The following is a 23,009-nucleotide window of genomic DNA, read 5'->3' as shown; positions in this document are numbered from 1 at the left end:
GCGAAAGAGCCCTAACATCCATCAGAGCTCTTTCAATTGATTAAAACCAGCCGGTTACCGTATCAACAATGCTTCCCCAAATTCCGGCAAAAAATCCGCCGATACTGCGCATTGTCAAAACAAACCAGTTTGCTTTTTCTACATTTTCTTTTGTAACAAGGTCTACGCCAGCCAGATCGCTGTTAAGGAATCCGTAATCCTTTTCATCACCTGTGTATTCCGCAGTCAGCTTCCCAACCTTGGTTCCTTTTTTCACAGGAGCAGTTAAGTTATCTTTATTCAGTGTGACCTTCGCTTTGTAATTCTTTTCTTCACCATTTTTGACAGGAAGAGAGAACGCCTTGTTTGTCACAATGCCTACTTCTTTCTCTTTACCCTTATCAACTGAAATTGTTTTATGGCCTTTTACTTGATCGCCTTCAGCATAAATTTCTTTCATGGAGAAATTGTCGAAAGCATAATCAAACATTTTTTTCGTTTCATCGAAACGGCCTGTATGAAGGTTGCCCTTTGCGTTTAAAACAACAGTGATGACACGCATACCGTTGCGTTCAGCTGTTCCTGTAAAGCATGAACCCGCAGAGTCAGTAGAACCTGTTTTCAGTCCGTCTACAGTCGCTTTTTTATACTCGCTGACAAGCCCCTTCAGCATAAAATTCCAGTTCGGCATGTCCATTTCATCATCGGTGCCTTCTCGGAATTTCGTTTTGGCGATACTGGAAGTCTCCAGTATCTCAGGGTAGTCAGTAATCAAGTGATCCGCAAGAATCGCCATATCCTTTGCAGAAACTTCACTTTCTTCATTTACGCTTGTCCCCTCAGGCTGATGCCCGTGAAGATCTTTGTTTTCAAGACCTGTTGCGTTAACAAATTTGTAATCTGTTAACCCTAGTTCTTTTGCTTTTGCATTCATTTTTTCAACAAACTTAGTTTCAGAACCTGCAACGATTTCTGCAATCGCAATAGCAGCAGCATTTGCAGAATAAATTGCTGTAGCTTGATATAATTCTTTTACTGTGTATTTCCCGTCTTTCCGAAGAGGAACGTTTGATAAGCTGTTATCTTGGGAAATTTCATACACATAGTCATCAGGCGTATAGGTTTGGTCCCATTTCACTTTACCTTGATCAATTGCCTCTAATAACAGATACTCTGTCATCATTTTTGTCATACTCGCAATTGGCAGTCTCTTATCTGCATTTTTACTGTAAAGAATTTTACCTGAAGATGCTTCGATCATAATAGCAGCAGATGCATTGATATCAATTGGATCGCTGGCTGCTTTTGCTTTTGACATTGGAGCCAGACACGTGACAGCTAGAGTTAACACAACCAATGACATCAGTAGCTGTTTACATTTCTTGATGTTCAATCGTACGACCTCCGTATTTCATTTTCTTCATCTATAATTAAGCCGTTAAGGACATTTTCAATGCACAACAGTATAAATTTTATCATAATCAGTATAAAAAAAATAGACAGAGTCAGAGACCCTGTCAAATGTTTTTAATTTGTAACAATTTATTATGAAATTGTATAGTTAGGTGATTCTTTTGTAATCTGTACGTCATGCGGATGGCTTTCGCGAAGTCCTGCGCCAGTCATGCGAATGAACTGAGCTTCTTCTCTTAGCGCACGCAGATCTTTGGACCCGCAATACCCCATACCAGAACGAAGGCCTCCGACTAGCTGATAAACGGTTTCTTCAACTGGTCCTTTGTAAGGTGTGCGTCCTTCAATTCCTTCAGGAACAAATTTTTTGTTTTCTTCTTGGAAGTAACGGTCTTTACTTCCTTTTTCCATTGCAGCAACTGATCCCATGCCGCGGTATACCTTAAATCTTCTGCCTTGGTAGATTTCAGTTTCACCAGGGCTTTCTGATGTGCCTGCAAGCAAGCTTCCGAGCATAACAGCATGTCCGCCGGCTGCCAATGCTTTAGTGATATCGCCAGAGAATTTAATCCCACCGTCGGCGATGATTGTTTTGCCGTGTTTTCTTGCTTCAGTCGCACAATCATAAATTGCTGTAATTTGCGGAACACCCACGCCTGCTACAACACGTGTAGTACAAATTGAACCAGGCCCTATTCCAACTTTGACAACGTCTGCTCCAGCTTCGATAAGCGCTCTTGTCGCTTCAGCTGTTGCCACGTTTCCAGCAATAATGTTTAATTCGGGATACGTTTCACGGATTTTTGTGACTGTGTTTAAAACGCCTTGAGAGTGTCCGTGAGCTGTATCGATAACAATCACATCAACATTGGCTTCAACAAGCTTTTTGACGCGAGTCATTGTATCGCCAGTTACACCAACTGCCGCGCCAACGATCAGGCGGCCGTGAATGTCTTTAGATGAGTTCGGGAACTCAATGACTTTTTCAATGTCTTTAATTGTGATAAGACCTTTTAATTTATTCTGGTCATCTACGAGAGGAAGCTTTTCAATTTTATGTTTCTGCAAAATCTTTTCAGCTTCATCCAGAGTAGTTCCTACAGATGCAGTAACTAGCTCTTCTTTCGTCATGACGTCGCTGATTTTCATTGAGTAGTCAGAAATAAAACGAAGGTCACGGTTTGTTATAATTCCAACAAGCTTCTGGTCTTCTTCGTTATTTACAATCGGAACACCGGAAATTCTGTATTTCCCCATCAAATGCTCCGCATCAAATACTTGGTGATCAGGAGTTAAAAAGAAGGGATTTGTGATAACGCCGCGCTCAGAACGCTTTACTTTATCAACTTGTTCAGCCTGCTGTTCAATGGACATATTTTTGTGAATGATGCCCAAGCCGCCCTGTCTTGCCATTGCAATTGCCATTGCTGATTCTGTTACAGTGTCCATACCTGCGCTGATGACAGGAATATTTAGCTTTAACGTTTTTGTAAGTTCTACAGATAAATCCACATCACGCGGAAGTACCTCAGACTTTGCTGGTACAAGCAGCACATCGTCGAACGTTAAGCCTTCTTTTGAAAATTTACTTTCCCACATTAGTAAATCCCCCTCTTTTCGGCAAAATATTATATGTAGATTATCAACTAGCCAAGAGCATGTCAAGGAAGCGGGAAAGAGTTGAAATATTTAGATAACGGAAAGGATTAAGAAATATACATGACATATCATGAGTGGAAAGACTTAGCGCTATTTTACTCCGTTGAATCAACCCAGAAATTTCTAGAAAAGGTTTATATCTTAAACGGTATTGACGATGCGAAAAAAAACTCTTTTAAAAACAGTGAACGGTTTATTTATTTCTTAAAGCATGCCGAATCGTTTTATAAACAAGCTGCATATTCTCCCTTAGAAATCAAACCGATTCTTTTATTTTATGGAATGGCACAGCTTATCAAAGCATGCTTAATTACACGTGATCCTCATTATCCAAGCCATACATCAGTACTGGCACATGGCGTAACAACAAGAAAACGAAAGAAACAAAATTATTGTTTTAGCGACGATGAAGTGAAAATACAACGGAATGGCCTATGCGTACATTTTATGAAACATTTATTTGGACAATCGGATATAGTAGATGAACGGTATACCATGAAAAAATTATTAATGGCCATTCCAGAACTTAGCGATATTTTCTACTTTCAGCAGAAAGAACGATTTATGACAAAAGTTGAGAAGGATAAGAACGAAATTTTTATACCGGAGGAAGTAGTAATCAATTACAAAATGTCTGATTCAAGGTTTGCTGAATACATGTCCCATCATTATCAATGGTCTTTTACAAAAAAAAATGAACACGGGCTGCTGTTCGAAATTTCACCACAAGACAAGGAGCCATGGACATCGACCAGCTTATTGTTTGACATGGAAAAGAACCAATATTATATCCCTTCTCAAAGGGAGCAATTTCTGAGGCTTCCCGAAATGACAATTCATTATTTGATTTTGTACAACGTTGGGATGATTGCAAGGTATGAAACAGAATGGTGGTATGAGTTATTAACACAGCATATAAGTGATGACTACGTGTTAATTCAGCAGTTTTTATTAGTATCAGAAAAGAAATTCCCTAAATACGCTTCACAGTTTCTTCTTCATTTTTAACAAACAAAAAACCCAGCTCAATGAGCTGGGTTTAAGCTTGCTTGGCGGCGTCCTACTCTCACAGGGGGAAACCCCCGACTACCATCGGCGCTGAAGAGCTTAACTTCCGTGTTCGGTATGGGAACGGGTGTGACCTCTTCGCTATCGCCACCAAACAAATTGAGAGTGTTCTCTCAAAACTAGATAACAGGTGTGACATCATTCAAAAATATGGTTAAGTCCTCGATCGATTAGTATCTGTCAGCTCCATGTGTCGCCACACTTCCACCTCAGACCTATCAACCTGATCATCTTTCAGGGATCTTACTTCCTTGCGGAATGGGAAATCTCATCTTGAGGGGGGCTTCATGCTTAGATGCTTTCAGCACTTATCCCGTCCGCACATAGCTACCCAGCGATGCCCTTGGCAGAACAACTGGTACACCAGCGGTGCGTCCATCCCGGTCCTCTCGTACTAAGGACAGCTCCTCTCAAATTTCCTGCGCCCGCGACGGATAGGGACCGAACTGTCTCACGACGTTCTGAACCCAGCTCGCGTACCGCTTTAATGGGCGAACAGCCCAACCCTTGGGACCGACTACAGCCCCAGGATGCGATGAGCCGACATCGAGGTGCCAAACCTCCCCGTCGATGTGGACTCTTGGGGGAGATAAGCCTGTTATCCCCGGGGTAGCTTTTATCCGTTGAGCGATGGCCCTTCCATGCGGAACCACCGGATCACTAAGCCCGACTTTCGTCCCTGCTCGACTTGTAGGTCTCGCAGTCAAGCTCCCTTGTGCCTTTACACTCTGCGAATGATTTCCAACCATTCTGAGGGAACCTTTGGGCGCCTCCGTTACCTTTTAGGAGGCGACCGCCCCAGTCAAACTGCCCACCTGACACTGTCTCCCCGCCCGATAAGGGCGGCGGGTTAGAAGGTCAATACAGCCAGGGTAGTATCCCACCGATGCCTCCACCGAAGCTGGCGCTCCGGTTTCCAAGGCTCCTACCTATCCTGTACAAGCTGTACCAACATTCAATATCAGGCTGCAGTAAAGCTCCACGGGGTCTTTCCGTCCTGTCGCGGGTAACCTGCATCTTCACAGGTACTATAATTTCACCGAGTCTCTCGTTGAGACAGTGCCCAGATCGTTGCGCCTTTCGTGCGGGTCGGAACTTACCCGACAAGGAATTTCGCTACCTTAGGACCGTTATAGTTACGGCCGCCGTTTACTGGGGCTTCAATTCGCACCTTCGCTTACGCTAAGCGCTCCTCTTAACCTTCCAGCACCGGGCAGGCGTCAGCCCCTATACTTCGCCTTACGGCTTCGCAGAGACCTGTGTTTTTGCTAAACAGTCGCCTGGGCCTATTCACTGCGGCTCTCTCGGGCTTGCACCCTAACAGAGCACCCCTTCTCCCGAAGTTACGGGGTCATTTTGCCGAGTTCCTTAACGAGAGTTCTCTCGATCACCTTAGGATTCTCTCCTCGCCTACCTGTGTCGGTTTGCGGTACGGGCACCTCTCACCTCGCTAGAGGCTTTTCTTGGCAGTGTGGAATCAGGAACTTCGCTACTATATTTCGCTCGCCATCACAGCTCAGCCTTATGGGAAACGGATTTGCCTATTTCCCAGCCTAACTGCTTGGACGCGGATATCCAATACCGCGCTTACCCTATCCTCCTGCGTCCCCCCATTGCTCAAATGGTGAGGAGGTGGTACAGGAATATCAACCTGTTGTCCATCGCCTACGCCTTTCGGCCTCGGCTTAGGTCCCGACTAACCCTGAGCGGACGAGCCTTCCTCAGGAAACCTTAGGCATTCGGTGGAGGGGATTCTCACCCCTCTTTCGCTACTCATACCGGCATTCTCACTTCTAAGCGCTCCACCAGTCCTTCCGGTCTGGCTTCACAGCCCTTAGAACGCTCTCCTACCACTGTTCGAAGAACAGTCCGCAGCTTCGGTGATACGTTTAGCCCCGGTACATTTTCGGCGCAGAGTCACTCGACCAGTGAGCTATTACGCACTCTTTAAATGGTGGCTGCTTCTAAGCCAACATCCTGGTTGTCTAAGCAACTCCACATCCTTTTCCACTTAACGTATACTTTGGGACCTTAGCTGGCGGTCTGGGCTGTTTCCCTTTCGACTACGGATCTTATCACTCGCAGTCTGACTCCCAAGGATAAGTCATTGGCATTCGGAGTTTGACTGAATTCGGTAACCCGGTAGGGGCCCCTAGTCCAATCAGTGCTCTACCTCCAAGACTCTTACCTTGAGGCTAGCCCTAAAGCTATTTCGGAGAGAACCAGCTATCTCCAGGTTCGATTGGCATTTCACCCCTACCCACACCTCATCCCCGCACTTTTCAACGTGCGTGGGTTCGGGCCTCCATTCAGTGTTACCTGAACTTCACCCTGGACATGGGTAGATCACCTGGTTTCGGGTCTACGACCACGTACTCATGCGCCCTATTCAGACTCGCTTTCGCTGCGGCTCCGCATCTTCTGCTTAACCTTGCACGGGATCGTAACTCGCCGGTTCATTCTACAAAAGGCACGCCATCACCCGTTAACGGGCTCTGACTACTTGTAGGCACACGGTTTCAGGATCTCTTTCACTCCCCTTCCGGGGTGCTTTTCACCTTTCCCTCACGGTACTGGTTCACTATCGGTCACTAGGGAGTATTTAGCCTTGGGAGATGGTCCTCCCGGATTCCGACGGAATTTCACGTGTTCCGCCGTACTCAGGATCCACTCAGGAGAGAACGAAGTTTTGACTACAGGGCTGTTACCTCCTATGGCGGGCCTTTCCAGACCTCTTCATCTACCTCGTTCCTTTGTAACTCCGTACAGAGTGTCCTACAACCCCAAGAGGCAAGCCTCTTGGTTTGGGCTAATCCCGTTTCGCTCGCCGCTACTCAGGGAATCGCATTTGCTTTCTCTTCCTCCGGGTACTTAGATGTTTCAGTTCCCCGGGTCTGCCTTCTCATATCCTATGAATTCAGATATGGATACCACTCCATTACGAGTGGTGGGTTTCCCCATTCGGAAATCTCCGGATCAAAGCTTGCTTACAGCTCCCCGAAGCATATCGGTGTTCGTCCCGTCCTTCATCGGCTCCTAGTGCCAAGGCATCCACCGTGCGCCCTTTCTAACTTAACCGTTAAAAAGAATCACTATGTGATATCTTGTATTACTAATTGAATGTGATGTCTACTGTTATCTAGTTTTCAAAGAACACGTTGGTGGAGCCTAGCGGGATCGAACCGCTGACCTCCTGCGTGCAAAGCAGGCGCTCTCCCAGCTGAGCTAAGGCCCCGTTATATAAGATGGTGGGCCTGAGTGGACTCGAACCACCGACCTCACGCTTATCAGGCGTGCGCTCTAACCAGCTGAGCTACAGGCCCATCTTAACTTATTCAAGGAACAAAGTTCCTTCAAAACTAAACAAGACAGGGAACGTTCTGTTTATAAGACCCAAGGTCTTATATTCCGTAAAATATCCTTAGAAAGGAGGTGATCCAGCCGCACCTTCCGATACGGCTACCTTGTTACGACTTCACCCCAATCATCTGTCCCACCTTCGGCGGCTGGCTCCTAAAAGGTTACCTCACCGACTTCGGGTGTTACAAACTCTCGTGGTGTGACGGGCGGTGTGTACAAGGCCCGGGAACGTATTCACCGCGGCATGCTGATCCGCGATTACTAGCGATTCCAGCTTCACGCAGTCGAGTTGCAGACTGCGATCCGAACTGAGAACAGATTTGTGGGATTGGCTTAACCTCGCGGTTTCGCTGCCCTTTGTTCTGTCCATTGTAGCACGTGTGTAGCCCAGGTCATAAGGGGCATGATGATTTGACGTCATCCCCACCTTCCTCCGGTTTGTCACCGGCAGTCACCTTAGAGTGCCCAACTGAATGCTGGCAACTAAGATCAAGGGTTGCGCTCGTTGCGGGACTTAACCCAACATCTCACGACACGAGCTGACGACAACCATGCACCACCTGTCACTCTGCCCCCGAAGGGGACGTCCTATCTCTAGGATTGTCAGAGGATGTCAAGACCTGGTAAGGTTCTTCGCGTTGCTTCGAATTAAACCACATGCTCCACCGCTTGTGCGGGCCCCCGTCAATTCCTTTGAGTTTCAGTCTTGCGACCGTACTCCCCAGGCGGAGTGCTTAATGCGTTAGCTGCAGCACTAAGGGGCGGAAACCCCCTAACACTTAGCACTCATCGTTTACGGCGTGGACTACCAGGGTATCTAATCCTGTTCGCTCCCCACGCTTTCGCTCCTCAGCGTCAGTTACAGACCAGAGAGTCGCCTTCGCCACTGGTGTTCCTCCACATCTCTACGCATTTCACCGCTACACGTGGAATTCCACTCTCCTCTTCTGCACTCAAGTTCCCCAGTTTCCAATGACCCTCCCCGGTTGAGCCGGGGGCTTTCACATCAGACTTAAGAAACCGCCTGCGAGCCCTTTACGCCCAATAATTCCGGACAACGCTTGCCACCTACGTATTACCGCGGCTGCTGGCACGTAGTTAGCCGTGGCTTTCTGGTTAGGTACCGTCAAGGTACCGCCCTATTCGAACGGTACTTGTTCTTCCCTAACAACAGAGCTTTACGATCCGAAAACCTTCATCACTCACGCGGCGTTGCTCCGTCAGACTTTCGTCCATTGCGGAAGATTCCCTACTGCTGCCTCCCGTAGGAGTCTGGGCCGTGTCTCAGTCCCAGTGTGGCCGATCACCCTCTCAGGTCGGCTACGCATCGTCGCCTTGGTGAGCCGTTACCTCACCAACTAGCTAATGCGCCGCGGGTCCATCTGTAAGTGGTAGCCGAAGCCACCTTTTATGTTTGAACCATGCGGTTCAAACAACCATCCGGTATTAGCCCCGGTTTCCCGGAGTTATCCCAGTCTTACAGGCAGGTTACCCACGTGTTACTCACCCGTCCGCCGCTAACATCAGGGAGCAAGCTCCCATCTGTCCGCTCGACTTGCATGTATTAGGCACGCCGCCAGCGTTCGTCCTGAGCCAGGATCAAACTCTCCGATAAATGGATCACAGGTTAAGTTCACCGCATCCTGCGGCGACACCTGTGTGACCTGCGTCGTGCAGGCCCTAGTTTGACTGACTACGCACATCGCTGTGCGATTTATAAAAATGAATTAACAGGTACGTTTTGTCTTGTTTAGTTTTCAAAGAACTTTGTGTGCTTCTCTCGAAGCGACTACTTAATAGTAACATTTTTAGTTAACTAGGTCAATACTTTTTTGAAAAAGTTTTTACTAGTCATAATGGTCATGCTTGTGTCTTTAAAAAGACAACAGAAATGATTATACCATAATTTTTATGACTGTAAAGGGTTATGACACAAAAAAGCGCAGCTATTTCAGCTGCGCTTTTTCTCACACTTCTTCTTGTTCTTCTTCATTCTCATCTTCTTCGTTTTTCTCTACTAAAGCTACTGTAGCAACATGCTCTTCTTCTGCCATTCTGATGAGACGCACACCTTGAGTGACACGTCCGGTGATGGAGATATCATTGATGTCCATTCTGATGAGTACGCCGCTAGCTGTAATAATCATTAGATCCTCTTCACCTTTAGTAGCTTTCACTGCTACTAGTTGGCCGTTGTTTTCGGTGATTTTCGCTGTTTTGAGTCCTTTTCCGCCCCGGCTTTGGGTTCTGTACTCTTCAGCCGGAGTTCGTTTTCCGTACCCTTTTTCAGTTACGATAAGGACGTGTGATTCTTCCTCTAAAATCTCCATGCCGACAACAACGTCGTCATCCGTCAGAGTGATGCCTTTTACGCCCGCCGCAGTTCTTCCCATCTCCCGGACATCTGTTTCAGGGAAACGGATCAGTAAACCGTTTTTCGTTCCAATGATGATTTGTTTTGTGCCGTCAGTCAGACGTACACCCATCAGTTCATCATCTTCACGAAGACCCAGAGCGATTAGACCATTGTTGCGGATATTAGCGAATTGAGATAGCGATGTTCGTTTTGAAACCCCATGCTTTGTAGTGAAGAAAAGGTAAAGCTCCGCATTGAATTCCGTGACTGGAATAATCGCGTTGATCCACTCACCCTTTTCTACCTCCAGCAGGTTAATAATCGGGATTCCTTTTGCCGTTCTGCCGTATTCAGGGATTTCATACCCTTTTGCACGATACACTTTCCCCTTGTTCGAGAAGAAGAGAATCGTGTCATGAGTTGACGTAGAGATCAAATGCTCAACGAAATCATCTTCGTTTGTTCCCATACCTTGTACACCTTTTCCGCCTCGTTTTTGACTGCGGTAAGTTGATGCAGGAAGACGTTTGACGTATCCGTTGTGCGTCAGAGTAACTACGATATTTTCTCTCTCGATGAGATCTTCATCTTCAATTGTCTCCAGTCCAGAAGTGACGATCTCAGTACGTCTTTCATCGTTAAAACGCTCTTTGATTTCCGTGAGTTCTTCACGAATGATCTCAAGCACTTTATATTCATTTGCCAAGATGTCTTTTAGCTCTGCAATTAATTTAACAAGAGATTGGTATTCTTCTTCTATCTTTTCACGTTCCAGTCCCGTTAAACGCTGGAGCCTCATATCAAGGATCGCTTGTGCTTGCTTCTCTGTCAGTGAGAATTGTTCAATTAAACCTGTTCTCGCAATTTCAGCCGTTTGAGAATTACGGATAAGGGAGATAACTGCATCGAGATGATCCAGTGCAACTCTCAATCCTTCCAGGATATGAGCTCTCGCTTCCGCTTTACGCAATTCATAAGCAGTACGGCGTCTAATGACAACTTTTTGATGGTCAAGGTAATGCTCTAGGCATTGCTTAAGAGTTAAAACTTTCGGCTGGCCATCAACAAGTGCAAGCAGGTTGATGCCAAAAGATGTTTGTAGAGCAGTTTGTTTGTACAGATTGTTTAAGATGACATTTGCATTGGCGTCGCGTCTGATTTCAATGACAATTCTCATACCTGTACGATCTGACTCATCACGCAGATCTGTGATACCCTCTATCTTTTTGTCCCTTACGAGATCAGCAATTTTCTCAATTAATTTCGCCTTATTCACTTGGTAAGGTAACTCTGTAACGATAATTCTTTCTTTACCCGAAGATGTTTGTTCGATCTCAGCTTTTGCCCGGATCGTGATAGAGCCTCGGCCTGATTCGTATGCTTTCCGGATACCGCTGCGTCCCAAGATTTGACCCGCGGTCGGGAAATCAGGCCCTGGAATGACTTCCATAAGCTCTGGAATTGTAATGTCCGGATTCTCACTGACAGCAAGTACACCGTCAATGATTTCTCCCAGCTGGTGCGGAGGAATGTTTGTTGCCATACCTACCGCAATGCCGGCAGCACCGTTCACGAGCAGATTCGGGAACCTTGAAGGCATAACGACAGGTTCTCTTTCTGACCCGTCATAGTTATCCTGGTAATCGATTGTGTCTTTTGTGATGTCACGAAGAATCTCCATTGAGATTTTAGACATTCTTGCTTCTGTATAACGCATGGCCGCCGCTGAGTCTCCGTCAACAGAACCGAAGTTTCCGTGACCGTCAACGAGCATATAACGGTAGTTGAAATCCTGAGCCATTCTGACCATGGATTCATATACCGCTGAATCACCGTGCGGGTGGTATTTCCCGATAACTTCTCCAACGATACGCGCGGATTTTTTATAAGGCTTGTCACTTGTCATGCCTAAATCATTCATTGCATACAAAATCCGTCTATGAACCGGTTTTAAACCGTCTCGAACATCTGGAAGAGCACGGGACACGATAACGCTCATTGCATAATCCAAGAAGGACGTACGCATTTCCTGACTGATATTTATTTCACGAACTTGTGGTGTGTTTTGTTCACTCATTAAAAAACCTCCCTGAAGTATCACATGAAATATGTGGGAGTAGATTGTCCATTATGACCTTCAATACGATTTCACTATTCTCCATTATATCAATAAACTTATGATTATACACATTAAATTGCTAGAATATATAGGTACTGCAAGCATTGCTGCATCTGATCTTGTTCAGAAAAAAGCCTTATTTCTTATTGGAAATAAGGCTTTTTATGATTAGATGTCAAGATTTTTAACGTATCTCGCATTCGCTTCTATGAAGTTTCGGCGCGGTTCTACCTTGTCGCCCATAAGCATTTCAAAAGTCTCGTCCGCATCCATTGCATCTTCAAGAGTTACCTGAAGAAGTGTTCTGGAGCTAGGATCCATGGTTGTCTCCCATAGCTGGGTGGCATTCATTTCACCAAGACCTTTGTAACGCTGCAGTCCAGGCTTAGGCGTTTGAGGAAGAGTTTTTAACAGCTCTTCCAGCTCCTTGTCATTGTACGCATATTCAACGCGTTTCCCCTGTTGAACCTTGTAGAGCGGCGGCTGCGCAATGTACACGTAGCCATTTTCGATAATTTGGCGCATATATCTGTAAAAGAACGTTAACAGCAGTGTTCTGATGTGCGCGCCGTCAACATCGGCATCTGTCATAATGACAACTTTGTGGTAACGGGCTTTCTCAAGGTTGAAGTCTTCCCCAATACCTGTGCCGAGCGCTGTGATCATAGAGCGAACTTCGTTGTTAGAAAGGATTTTATCCAGTCTGGCCTTTTCAACGTTTAGGATTTTACCTCTAAGCGGCAAAATGGCTTGGAAATGTCTGTCGCGTCCTTGTTTAGCAGATCCTCCGGCAGAGTCACCCTCTACGATATATAACTCGGAGATGCTCGGATCTTTTGAAGAGCAGTCCGCTAACTTACCGGGCAGGTTGGAAATTTCCAAAGCACTCTTACGGCGTGTTAGTTCACGGGCTTTTTTCGCAGCCATTCTTGCTCTTGCCGCCATTAAGCCTTTATCGACAATTTTTTTGGCTGCATCTGGATTTTCCAGCATAAATGTTTCCATCGCTGTAGAAAATAACGTATCGGTGATCGTCCGTGCTTCTGAGTTGCCCAGCTTTGTTTTTGTTTGGCCCTCAAACTGCGGATCAGGGTGTTTGATTGAAATAATCGCTGTCAGCCCTTCCCTTACGTCATCTCCGCTTAGGTTTGGATCATTTTCTTTAATAAGCCCTTTTTTTCTGGCGTAATCGTTGATAACACGAGTCAGGCCCGTTTTGAAGCCAGCTTCATGGGTACCGCCTTCGTACGTGTTAATGTTGTTTGTAAACGAGTAAATGTTGCTTGTATAGCTGTCATTGTATTGCAAAGCCACTTCAACCGTAATGCCGTCCTTTTCGCCTTCAATGTAAATCGGCTCTTCATGGACAACCTCTTTAGAGCGGTTTAAATACTCTACATAACTTTTAATTCCGCCTTCGTAATGGTATTCATTTTTGCGCTCTTGTCCTTCACGTTTATCTTCAATCGTGATGTTTACGCCCTTTGTTAAAAAGGCTAATTCACGCACGCGGTTGGCAAGCAGATCGTAATCATACTCGGTTGTTTCTGAGAAAATTTCAGGGTCCGGGACAAAATGTGTCGTCGTTCCTGTATGATCCGTTTCGCCAATGATTTCAAGGTCTGTAACCGGAACTCCGCGTTTATAGGTTTGGCGGTGAATTTTACCGTCACGGTGAACCGTCACATCAAGCTCTGTGGATAGTGCGTTTACGACCGAAGCACCTACACCGTGTAATCCTCCGGATACTTTATAGCCGCTTCCGTCAAATTTTCCTCCGGCATGAAGCACCGTCATAATGACTTCTACCGCAGGACGGCCCATTTTTTCATGAATACCGACTGGAATACCGCGGCCATTATCTACAACCGTGATACTGTTGTCTTTTTCGATTTGGATATTGATATCCGTACAATAACCGGCAAGGGCTTCGTCAATACTATTGTCGACAATTTCCCATACCAAGTGGTGAAGGCCTTTGCTGTTTGTCGAACCGATATACATCCCCGGTCTTTTACGAACAGCTTCCAATCCTTCTAGTACCTGTATCTGATTTTCATCATAACTGTTTTGCTGCTGTTCCATAGCCACGTCATTCACCTACACTTTTCTAAACGATATATTCGTGATAAAAAATTTCTAAGAATCTATTTCAAACATAAATTGCGCACGTTTTTTTAATGTGCTGGAAGATAAGGGAGAGTAATATATATTCTGAACCGTGACTACGATAGATTTGGGCGTGCCGTTTACGGAAGGCACCACCTTGTGTTTCTGTTTTTTCAGAAATTCTTCAACAATAGGCGACATGTTGGCTTTAAAGTCAAAAATGCCGACAATATCTCGTGTTGAAACCACAAAGTCATCACCTAAATGAATATACAATTGCTCACCTCATTTCTTCACTTCACTAACGCACCATTTTGCACACGGAACATTCCTGCTTGACGTAAGGTTTCGTGATCAATGCCATCAACGCTTGTCGTTGTGACAAACGTTTGTACACGGCCTTGGATCGTATGAAGCAAGTGTGACTGGCGATAATCATCCAGTTCACTCAGTACATCATCCAATAGTAAAATGGGATATTCTCCGATTTCTTCATGGATCAGGTCAATCTCCGCCAGCTTAAGGGACAACGCCGTCGTTCGCTGCTGTCCTTGAGAACCATACGTCTGCACATCGCGTCCGTTCACATAGAAAAGAACATCATCGCGATGAGGCCCTGACAGCGTCACACCACGCTCAATTTCTTTTTCTCTTAATTTAGAAAACGCTTCTTGATAGCTATCTCCTATTTTCGACAAATCTAGGGGATCTGATACATCAAGAGCTGTATGGTATTTCAGGGTCAGTTCTTCAAGCCCTCTTGAGATGCCTGCATGGATGGGCTGCGCCCATTTCTCGAGCTGTGCTGTAAACTGCAGGCGTTTTACGACGACTTTTGCTGCAACTTCTACAAGCTGATCGGTCAGAACATCGAGCATCGTCCGGTCAGTTTGTTTTCTTGTTTGCAGCTGTTTCAAAAAATGATTCCGCTGGGAAAGGATTTTCTGGTAAAGAGAAAGATCATGAAGGTAGACGAGAGAAACCTGTCCGATTTCCATGTCAAGAAACCGCCTTCTCACTTGAGGGCTTCCCTTTACAAGATTTAAATCTTCCGGCGCGAACATAATGGTGTTGAGGGCCCCGACATACTGGCTGAGCTTTTGCTGTTCAATATGATTGACCTTGCCCTTTTTACCCTTTTTGGAGATGACGAGCTGCATCGGGATCGCCCCGTTTTGCTTCATCACTCTTCCCTCTATTTTAGCATAGTCTTTGTCCCACCGTATAAGTTCTTTGTCATTTGATGTCCGGTGCGATTTCGCCATGGACAAGACATAGATCGCCTCCATGAGGTTTGTCTTCCCCTGGGCGTTTTCTCCGATGATCACATTTACTTTATTTTCAAATTGAAGTTCAGCATGGTCGTAGTTGCGGTAAGATGTCAGTTCTAAGTTCTGGATATACAATCAGTGTCACCCGCTTTAATTGACGACTTGAAATGAACCAAATCCTTCAATCTCTACCACATCTCCAACATACAGCTTTCTGCCCCGGCGGTTGTCCGGCTCATCGTTCACAAGCACTTCATGCTCGCTTAAAAACCACTTCGCCATACCGCCAGACTGAATCACATCGGCTAATTTTAAGAATTGTCCGAGTGTAATCATCTCTGTATCAATTGAAATCGGATTTGCCATTATATCGACCTCTTTCAAATATCACTAATATCTAATTGTACTAAAAAAAAACGAATTAGGGAAAGGGAAAACTTGTCGGAGCAGATACCGAATAGAAAAGCTGCCGACAAGTCGGCAGCAGTGTATCGGATTAATAGGTTCTGACAGGGAGGATAAGCTGTACAATCGTTTCATCATTCGGCGTGCGAATTAAGAAAGGTCTCATTGCACCTGTAAAGCTTACGCGTATTTCTGCTCCTTCAAGCACCTTTAGTGCATCCAGCATATATTTTGGACTAAAAGAGATATTTAATTCCTCACCTTCAATTTGATCCGCAGCAATTGCTTCCACAACTTTACCGATTTCCGGTGAGTTGGAGGAAATTTCAATGGATTCAGCCGGTTTTGCGGACAGTTTTACAACGTTGTTGCGTCCCTCTCTAGCTAAAAGAGATGCACGATCAATGGCCTGAAGGAATTCTTTTGTGTTCACAATGATTTCTGTTTTGCTGTCTTGCGGAATCAGGCTGGTTGTGTCTGGATAATTCCCGTCCAGAAGCCGTGAGAAGAATAAGACGTTTTTCGCTTTAAACAGAACTTGGGTTTCTGTGATGACGATATCTACAAGTTCCTGGTTGTCATCTAAAATCTTGCTGAGTTCAGTTAAACTTTTTCCCGGAATCACGACGTTATAAGATCTGTCTTCTGGAATATCAAGTTTCGCCTTTCTTAATGCAAGACGGTGGCTATCCGTTGCAGTGCATAATAATTCACTTTGCTCCACTTTCCAGTTTACACCTGTCAAGATAGGGCGTGTTTCTGAGGTGGACACTGCAAATACTGTTTGTCTGATTAGATTTTTTAACAAATCAGTTGGGATCTGAATCGCATGATGCTCTTCAATCTGCGGCAAGTGCGGATACTCGTCAGCATCCAGTCCGTTTAGATTAAATTCAGCTTTACCAGAACGGATAATCGTCAAATACTGATTTTGGACTTCGATTTCTACAGTTGCCATCGGCAATTTTTTTACAATTTCACTAAAAAAGCGAGCCTGTAAAACGATGCTTCCGGGCTGTTCAATAGTGACGATTTCTTTATCTCCTTCTTCTTTTGGAATGAAGGATTCAATAGAAATATCTGAGTCACTCCCTGTAAAGGATACTCCATCATCTGATGCAACAATTTTAATACCAGTCAGAATGGGAATCGTGGTTCTGGATGAAACTGCTTTTAATACATCTTGGACACTTTCAACAAGACGATCTTTTTGAATCGTGAATTTCATTTTTATCCTCCTAACGGATAATGTATTAATATATATATTTATAAAAAGTAGTAGAAGTAATAGTAGGGCCTGTGGATTTGTGGATAAGTTGTGAAAAAGACAGGAAACACAGCCTATCCACATGTGGACAGACTGTGTATGACTTCCGAAAAGTTATTCACACTTTCCCCGATTGATCCCCGGTCCTGCTATTTAAGCTGTTCTTTAATTTCTTTTACATGCTGCTGAAGCTGTTCATCATCTGCCAGCAGTTTTGAAATTTTTTCATGCGCATGAATAACGGTCGTATGATCACGTCCTCCAAACTCTTCACCGATTTTAGGAAGAGAGGAATCAGTCATTTCCCTTGATAAGTACATGGCGATTTGACGCGGAAAAGCTACTGACTTTGTCCGTTTTTTTGCTTTGAAATCCTCGAGTTTAATATTAAATTGCTGGCCTACTACCCTCTGAATTTCCTTTATCGTAATGACTTTCGGTTTTGAGGAAGGAATAATATCTTTCAACGCCTCAGCGGCCAGATCAGCATTAATATCTTTATTAATTAAAGATGAATAAGCGACAACTCTGATTAATGCGCCTTCGAGTTCCCGAATATTGCTGTCGATTTGATTCGCGATGTAAAGCATAACCTCGTTCGGAATATCGAGGCCTTCTGCTTTGGCTTTTTTTCTTAAAATTGCAATTCTAGTTTCTAGATCAGGCGGTGTGATATCTGTAATAAGTCCCCATTCAAAACGTGAGCGCAATCTGTCCTCAAGCGTCGGAATTTCCTTTGGCGGTCGGTCACTTGAAATGACGATTTGTTTGCTTTCTTCGTGCAATGTGTTAAATGTATGGAAAAATTCTTCCTGGGTTTGTTCTTTCCCCGCTAAAAATTGAATATCATCTATCAAAAGCACATCAACATTTCGATAGCGATTGCGGAAGTCGACGGCTTTATTATCTCGGATAGAGTTGATGAATTCGTTTGTAAATTTCTCAGAAGACAGATAAACCACTTTGGCAGAAGGATTATGATCTATTACATAATGGCCGATCGCATGCATTAAGTGCGTTTTCCCTAAGCCGACGCCCCCATAGATAAATAAAGGGTTGTAAGCTTTCGCGGGTGCTTCCGCTACTGCGAGGGAAGCAGCGTGTGCAAATCGGTTTCCAGATCCGATGACAAAAGTATCAAAAGTATATTTTGGATTGAGCATATTTTGAGGAAAATCAGATGTATCTTCTTTGACCGCTTTTTTGACTTGCGGTTTCGGCATAAAGTCCTCAACATCTTGATTTTGAGGAATGACAAACTTAATGCTCAATTCTTCCCCGGTTAATTCATATATAGTATCTGCAATCAGATGCAAGTATCTGGACTCCAGCCAGTCTCTGGCAAATTCATTGGGAGCCGTGATCGTTAATGTATCGCCTTGCAGTGAGTGGGCTTTGGTTGACTTCATCCAAGTCTCAAAACTCGGTTTGCTCAACTTTTTTTCGATTTGAGCAAGGGCTTGGTTCCACAGGTCTAATATATTTTCCATCTTCCGGCACGTCCCTCCTTTTCATAGAAAATGTTGTCTTTCTCTGTTATAGAACACAAAAAAAGAGCAAATGGCGCTTACCATTCGTACACATTAAATGTTGAAAACATATAATATAGTAGATAAATAGCTTTTCGACAAATTTCACAACTTGTGGACAACCTTCTACACAAGCTGTGTGAAATCAATCCACAACTTATCCACACTTTGTGGATAAAGAGGAAAGGTAGTATTAGTAATCAAGAGTTAAAACACAAATATAATACCAAAATAAACGAGAGCTTGCAATGGTTATCACAATCTTATCCACAAAGCGGACAACCTGTTGAAAAAGCCTTGTCCACAGGGGTTGGTAATGTGAAAATGTTGTCGATAACCTCTGTGGATACTAAAAAAAGCCGAAAAAGATATCCACATGCGTGATTTTAGGGGCAAATTATTTGGATTTGTCTTTTTTCCGTAAAATTAAGGAATCTAAAAAATAAGGTTTCGAAAGTTGAAAAGGTATGGTATCCTATTATGGTTGCAAGAAATAAAAGCACTAGTGAAGTTGACAATGAATAGGTAACGCAAATATAATAAGTAAGACTGTCTTTAACAGCTATTCCTCGAGGGAGGTGTCATAAATGAAAAGAACATTCCAACCGAATAACCGTAAACGCAGCAAAGTTCATGGCTTCAGAAGCCGTATGAGTTCAAAAAACGGTCGTCTAGTTTTAGCACGCCGTCGCCGCAAAGGCAGAAAAGTATTATCAGCTTAGGCCACTGAATAATGTCAGTGGTCTTTTTTCACGTTATGGGAAAAGATAGATGTGATGCGTAATGAACCGGGGCATGCTTCCTGGTTCAGATGCATCTCATGTTCATAATAAATTTTAAAAGTTTCTGCCAGCCAGTATCGGAGTGAGTCATTTGAAGAAGCGAAATCGTTTAAAGAAAAATGAAGATTTTCAAAAAGTGTTTAAACATGGGACATCAGTTGCAAACCGCCAGTTTGTCTTATATACGCTTGATCAGCCTGAAAATGATGAACTGCGTGTCGGACTTTCCGTCAGCAAAAAAATTGGCAATGCTGTAATGCGAAATCGGATTAAACGTTTGATTCGGCAGGCCTTTCTTGAAGAGAAAGAGAGACTGAAGGAAAAGGATTACATCATTATTGCCAGAAAACCGGCGAGCCAGCTGACATATGAGGAAACGAAAAAAAGTCTGCAGCATCTATTCAGAAAGTCTTCATTATATAAGAAATCTTCGTCAAAGTAGGCATCACCACTGCTTTCTTACAACTTTTAAAAGCGCTTCCTTTCTGGTTGATCAGAAAAAGACACCATTTAAAACTGAAAGATGCTAAAATACATACAAGTATGCTTTGCAATAAAAGAGTGTAAAGATTAATTATAGGAGGAAATGTTGTTGAAAAGGAGAATAGGGTTGCTATTAAGTATGGTTGGCGTATTCATGCTTTTGACTGGATGCTCGAGTGTGAAAGAGCCGATCACTGCAGATAGTCCGCATTTCTGGGACAAGTACGTAGTATATCCATTGTCTGAGCTCATTACGTATGTAGCGAAATTGACGGGAGATAACTACGGGCTTTCAATTATTCTAGTTACCATTTTAATTCGTTTATTAATTTTACCGCTGATGATTAAGCAGCTGAGAAGTTCGAAAGCGATGCAGGCTTTACAGCCGGAAATGCAAAAGCTTAAAGAAAAATACAGCTCAAAGGATCAAAAAACGCAGCAAAAGCTTCAGCAGGAAACAATGGCTTTATTCCAAAAGCATGGTGTCAATCCATTGGCGGGATGTTTCCCGATTTTGATCCAGATGCCGATTTTAATTGGATTCTATCATGCGATCATGAGAACACAGGCGATTTCAGAGCACAGCTTCTTATGGTTTGACTTAGGAGAAAAAGATCCTTACTATATTCTTCCTATCGTTGCCGGTGTCGCTACATTTGTTCAGCAAAAACTGATGATGGCTGGCAATGCGCAGCAAAATCCGCAAATGGCGATGATGCTTTGGATTATGCCAATTATGATTATCGTATTTGCGATCAACTTCCCGGCGGCTCTTTCTCTTTATTGGGTAGTCGGTAACTTGTTTATGATTGCGCAAACTTTCCTCATTAAAGGACCTGATATTAAAAAAAATCCTGAGCCGCAAAAAGCCGGAGGAAAGAAAAAGTGAGGAATGTGACTGCTGCAGGGCGAAATGTCGATGAAGCAGTACAGTCCGGATTGCAAGAGCTGGGATTAACGAAGGATAAGGTAGAAATTACTGTTATTGAAGAGGGAAACAAAGGGTTTCTCGGTATTTTCGGTAAAAAGCCTGCGATCGTAAAGCTGGTTGAAAAGATTGATCCGATTCAGCAAGCGAAGTTATATCTTCAAACGATTGCCGAAGCCATTGCCGGGAAGTCTGATGTGACTGTTCAAGAAAGCAAAAAGACAGTGAGATATCATATAACAGGTGAAAAGGCAGCATTGTTGATTGGGAAAAGAGGACAAACCTTAAACGCCCTTGAAACTTTGACACAGCTTGCCCTTAACCGTTATCCAGGCCAATATAAAAATGTGACGGTGGATGCAGAAAACTATCGTTTGAAAAGAAAAGAAACACTGAGCCAGCTGGCCATCAAGCTTGCTGACCAGGTTTTGAAAACGAAAAAATCCATCCAGCTTGAGCCCATGCCGTCCAGCGAAAGAAAAATTATTCACGATACTCTTTCTGGATATGCAAACCACCAGATCAAAACATATTCAATGGGTGAAGGCGAAAATCGTCATCTCGTTATTTCCCATAAAAGATAGCATAAAACCGAAGTCCGATAAAAATTGGATTTCGGTTTTTTTGTATCCGAAAAATCTACTTTTCCTAGTAATATCAAGGTTTTGCCGTTTAAGTTTTTTCTTTTTAGGTGTATCCTGTTGATAAAAAGGAAGTTCAGGAAATAAAATTAATTGTTATTCACATGTGGATAAGTTAAAGTAATAAGGGACGAATTTCTATTTCTGTGGATAACAAATCTTCCACTTTGAACCTAACTATGTTATCTTTTAGTTTTGGCATAATAAAAATTTTTTTATATAGATGAAGTATAAGTAAAGAGAGGTGAACAACATGGATACAATTGCGGCAATTTCCACACCGATGGGAGAAGGCGCGATTGCGATTGTACGGTTGAGCGGACCAGAAGCCATTCAAATCGCAGATAGAATTTATAAGGGACCGAAGGGGAAAACACTCAGCTCGGTCGAATCACATACGATTCATTATGGTCATATCGTAGACAGACCTTCGGATCGTGTCGTTGAGGAAGTAATGGTATCAGTGTTAAAAGCGCCGAGAACTTTTACACGAGAAGATGTCATCGAGATTAACTGTCACGGGGGAATTGTGACTGTGAACCAAGTGCTTCAGCTTGCATTAAGAGAGGGAGCGAGACTGGCAGAGCCTGGTGAATTTACGAAACGTGCGTTTTTAAACGGCCGAATCGATCTTTCACAGGCGGAAGCGGTTATGGACTTAATCAGAGCGAAAACGGACCGGGCAATGAACGTTGCTATGAATCAAATGGAAGGGCGTCTTTCTGCTTTGGTGCGCCGTTTGCGCAGTGAGATTTTAGAAACACTGGCCCATGTTGAGGTGAATATCGATTATCCGGAGTATGATGATGTAGAGGAAATGACGCATCAGATTTTAGTCGAAAAGGCAACCGCCGTGAAAAAGGAAATTGAGGCGCTGCTGAGGACTTCTGAGCAAGGAAAAATCTTACGTGAAGGTCTTTCTACCGTCATTATCGGCCGGCCGAACGTAGGAAAATCATCTCTTCTGAACAGCCTCGTTCATGAGGCAAAAGCCATTGTAACCGATATTCCCGGAACGACACGGGATGTGATTGAGGAATACGTGAATGTAAGGGGCGTCCCGCTTCGTCTGGTTGATACAGCAGGTATTCGTGAAACAGAGGATATTGTTGAGCGAATCGGTGTTGAACGTTCTCGCCAGGTTCTAAAGGAAGCGGACCTGATTTTACTTGTGCTTAATTATAGTGAAGAGCTTTCTGATGAAGACGTGAAGCTTTTTGAAGCCGTTGAGGGCATGGATGTTATCGTGATTTTGAATAAGACTGACCTTGAGGCGAAGATTGACACTGAACGTGTCCGTGAGCTTGCCAATGGACGTCCAGTTGTTACGACATCTCTTTTAAAAGAGGAAGGCATCAATGATCTGGAAGAAGCGATTCAATCGCTGTTCTACACGGGTGCCATTGAAGGCGGAGATCTGACTTATGTCAGCAACACACGTCACATCTCTATTTTACAGCAAGCAAAACGCGCCATTGAAGATGCGCTTAGCGGCATCGAACAGGATGTCCCGATCGACATGGTGCAAATTGACCTTACAAGATGCTGGGAGCTTTTAGGGGAAATCATTGGAGATTCTGTCCACGAAAGCTTAATTGATCAGCTCTTTTCTCAATTCTGTTTAGGAAAATAATAAAAGG

General features: G+C 44.0%; 15 protein-coding genes, 2 tRNA genes and 3 rRNA genes. 6 read left to right on the top strand and 14 right to left on the bottom strand.

The features are described 5' to 3' along the window. Window positions 1–40: 40 nt before the first annotated feature. Both dacA and guaB read right to left on the bottom strand, forming a co-directional pair. Window positions 41–1,372 carry a D-alanyl-D-alanine carboxypeptidase gene (gene dacA / locus MHI44_RS11600; RefSeq protein WP_015482683.1) on the bottom strand — a complete coding sequence of 444 codons (1,332 nt, stop codon included), beginning with the start codon at window positions 1,370–1,372 and terminating at the stop codon, window positions 41–43. 152 nt (window positions 1,373–1,524) lie between these two features. Then, a complete protein-coding gene (gene guaB, locus MHI44_RS11595; protein ID WP_003226803.1) occupies window positions 1,525–2,991 on the bottom strand; it encodes an IMP dehydrogenase in 1,467 nt (488 codons plus the stop codon). A 120-nt stretch (window positions 2,992–3,111) separates the two neighbouring features. Between guaB and MHI44_RS11590 the strand changes: the two genes are divergently transcribed. After that, the gene (locus MHI44_RS11590) at window positions 3,112–4,059 is read left to right on the top strand and encodes a YaaC family protein (protein ID WP_015715083.1); all 948 of its coding nucleotides are present in this window, start codon (window positions 3,112–3,114) and stop codon (window positions 4,057–4,059) included. Between the two features lie 39 nt (window positions 4,060–4,098). Here MHI44_RS11590 and rrf read toward each other — a convergent pair. The 12 genes from rrf to dnaA form a co-directional block, all read right to left on the bottom strand. After that, window positions 4,099–4,214 (bottom strand): 5S ribosomal RNA (gene rrf, locus MHI44_RS11585). A gap of 55 nt (window positions 4,215–4,269) precedes the next feature. Continuing rightward, window positions 4,270–7,197: ribosomal RNA gene (locus tag MHI44_RS11580) — 23S ribosomal RNA — on the bottom strand. 81 nt (window positions 7,198–7,278) lie between these two features. Beyond that, window positions 7,279–7,354, bottom strand: a tRNA-Ala gene (locus MHI44_RS11575). 11 nt (window positions 7,355–7,365) lie between these two features. Beyond that, a tRNA-Ile gene (locus MHI44_RS11570) sits at window positions 7,366–7,442 on the bottom strand. A gap of 102 nt (window positions 7,443–7,544) precedes the next feature. Next, window positions 7,545–9,094: ribosomal RNA gene (locus MHI44_RS11565) — 16S ribosomal RNA — on the bottom strand. Together the 16S, 23S and 5S rRNA genes with 2 tRNA genes alongside form the textbook arrangement of a ribosomal RNA operon. A gap of 352 nt (window positions 9,095–9,446) precedes the next feature. Further along, the gene (gene gyrA / locus MHI44_RS11560) at window positions 9,447–11,912 is read right to left on the bottom strand and encodes a DNA topoisomerase (ATP-hydrolyzing) subunit A (RefSeq protein ID WP_014475555.1); all 2,466 of its coding nucleotides are present in this window, start codon (window positions 11,910–11,912) and stop codon (window positions 9,447–9,449) included. A 210-nt stretch (window positions 11,913–12,122) separates the two neighbouring features. Beyond that, window positions 12,123–14,039 (bottom strand): DNA topoisomerase (ATP-hydrolyzing) subunit B, encoded by a 1,917-nt coding sequence (gene gyrB, locus MHI44_RS11555; RefSeq protein WP_003226808.1) that lies wholly within the window; start codon window positions 14,037–14,039, stop codon window positions 12,123–12,125. Between the two features lie 54 nt (window positions 14,040–14,093). Next, window positions 14,094–14,339: an extracellular matrix regulator RemB gene (gene remB / locus MHI44_RS11550; RefSeq protein ID WP_003219266.1), complete on the bottom strand. Its 246-nt coding sequence runs from the start codon at window positions 14,337–14,339 to the stop codon at window positions 14,094–14,096. Window positions 14,340–14,356: 17 nt separating this feature from the next. Then, complete coding sequence (recF, locus tag MHI44_RS11545; RefSeq protein WP_339201978.1) at window positions 14,357–15,469, bottom strand: DNA replication/repair protein RecF; 1,113 nt, start codon at window positions 15,467–15,469, stop codon at window positions 14,357–14,359. A 15-nt stretch (window positions 15,470–15,484) separates the two neighbouring features. Next, entirely contained in the window at window positions 15,485–15,700 is a 216-nt protein-coding gene (gene rlbA, locus MHI44_RS11540) for a ribosome maturation protein RlbA (protein ID WP_003226810.1), read from the bottom strand. Window positions 15,701–15,830: 130 nt separating this feature from the next. Next, on the bottom strand, window positions 15,831–16,967 hold the full coding sequence (gene dnaN / locus MHI44_RS11535; RefSeq protein ID WP_003226811.1) for a DNA polymerase III subunit beta: 1,137 nt from the start codon (window positions 16,965–16,967) through the stop codon (window positions 15,831–15,833). Window positions 16,968–17,155: 188 nt separating this feature from the next. Further along, window positions 17,156–18,496 carry a chromosomal replication initiator protein DnaA gene (gene dnaA / locus MHI44_RS11530; RefSeq protein ID WP_003242674.1) on the bottom strand — a complete coding sequence of 447 codons (1,341 nt, stop codon included), beginning with the start codon at window positions 18,494–18,496 and terminating at the stop codon, window positions 17,156–17,158. Between the two features lie 626 nt (window positions 18,497–19,122). On the opposite strand from dnaA, the gene rpmH reads away from it, so the two are divergent. The 5 genes from rpmH to mnmE all read left to right on the top strand — a co-directional run bounded on the left by rpmH (window position 19,123) and on the right by mnmE (window position 23,002). After that, window positions 19,123–19,257, top strand: coding sequence for a 50S ribosomal protein L34 (rpmH, locus tag MHI44_RS11525; RefSeq protein WP_003178075.1), 135 nt, complete (start codon window positions 19,123–19,125; stop codon window positions 19,255–19,257). Window positions 19,258–19,408: 151 nt separating this feature from the next. Next, entirely contained in the window at window positions 19,409–19,759 is a 351-nt protein-coding gene (rnpA, locus tag MHI44_RS11520; protein WP_003242628.1) for a ribonuclease P protein component, read from the top strand. Between the two features lie 144 nt (window positions 19,760–19,903). Further along, the gene (gene spoIIIJ, locus MHI44_RS11515) at window positions 19,904–20,689 is read left to right on the top strand and encodes a YidC family membrane integrase SpoIIIJ (protein WP_339201976.1); all 786 of its coding nucleotides are present in this window, start codon (window positions 19,904–19,906) and stop codon (window positions 20,687–20,689) included. Further along, entirely contained in the window at window positions 20,686–21,312 is a 627-nt protein-coding gene (gene jag / locus MHI44_RS11510) for an RNA-binding cell elongation regulator Jag/EloR (protein ID WP_003243764.1), read from the top strand. The genes spoIIIJ and jag overlap by 4 nt, the downstream gene beginning before the upstream one ends. A gap of 310 nt (window positions 21,313–21,622) precedes the next feature. Continuing rightward, window positions 21,623–23,002, top strand: a complete 1,380-nt coding sequence (mnmE, locus tag MHI44_RS11505; RefSeq protein ID WP_339201975.1) for a tRNA uridine-5-carboxymethylaminomethyl(34) synthesis GTPase MnmE — start codon at window positions 21,623–21,625, stop codon at window positions 23,000–23,002. Window positions 23,003–23,009 lie beyond the last annotated feature (7 nt).

It is taken from the genome of Bacillus sp. FSL K6-1366, from assembly GCF_037976695.1.
Taxonomy (GTDB): Bacteria; Bacillota; Bacilli; order Bacillales; family Bacillaceae; genus Bacillus; species Bacillus subtilis.
This window is presented reverse-complemented; position numbering and strand designations above follow the sequence as displayed.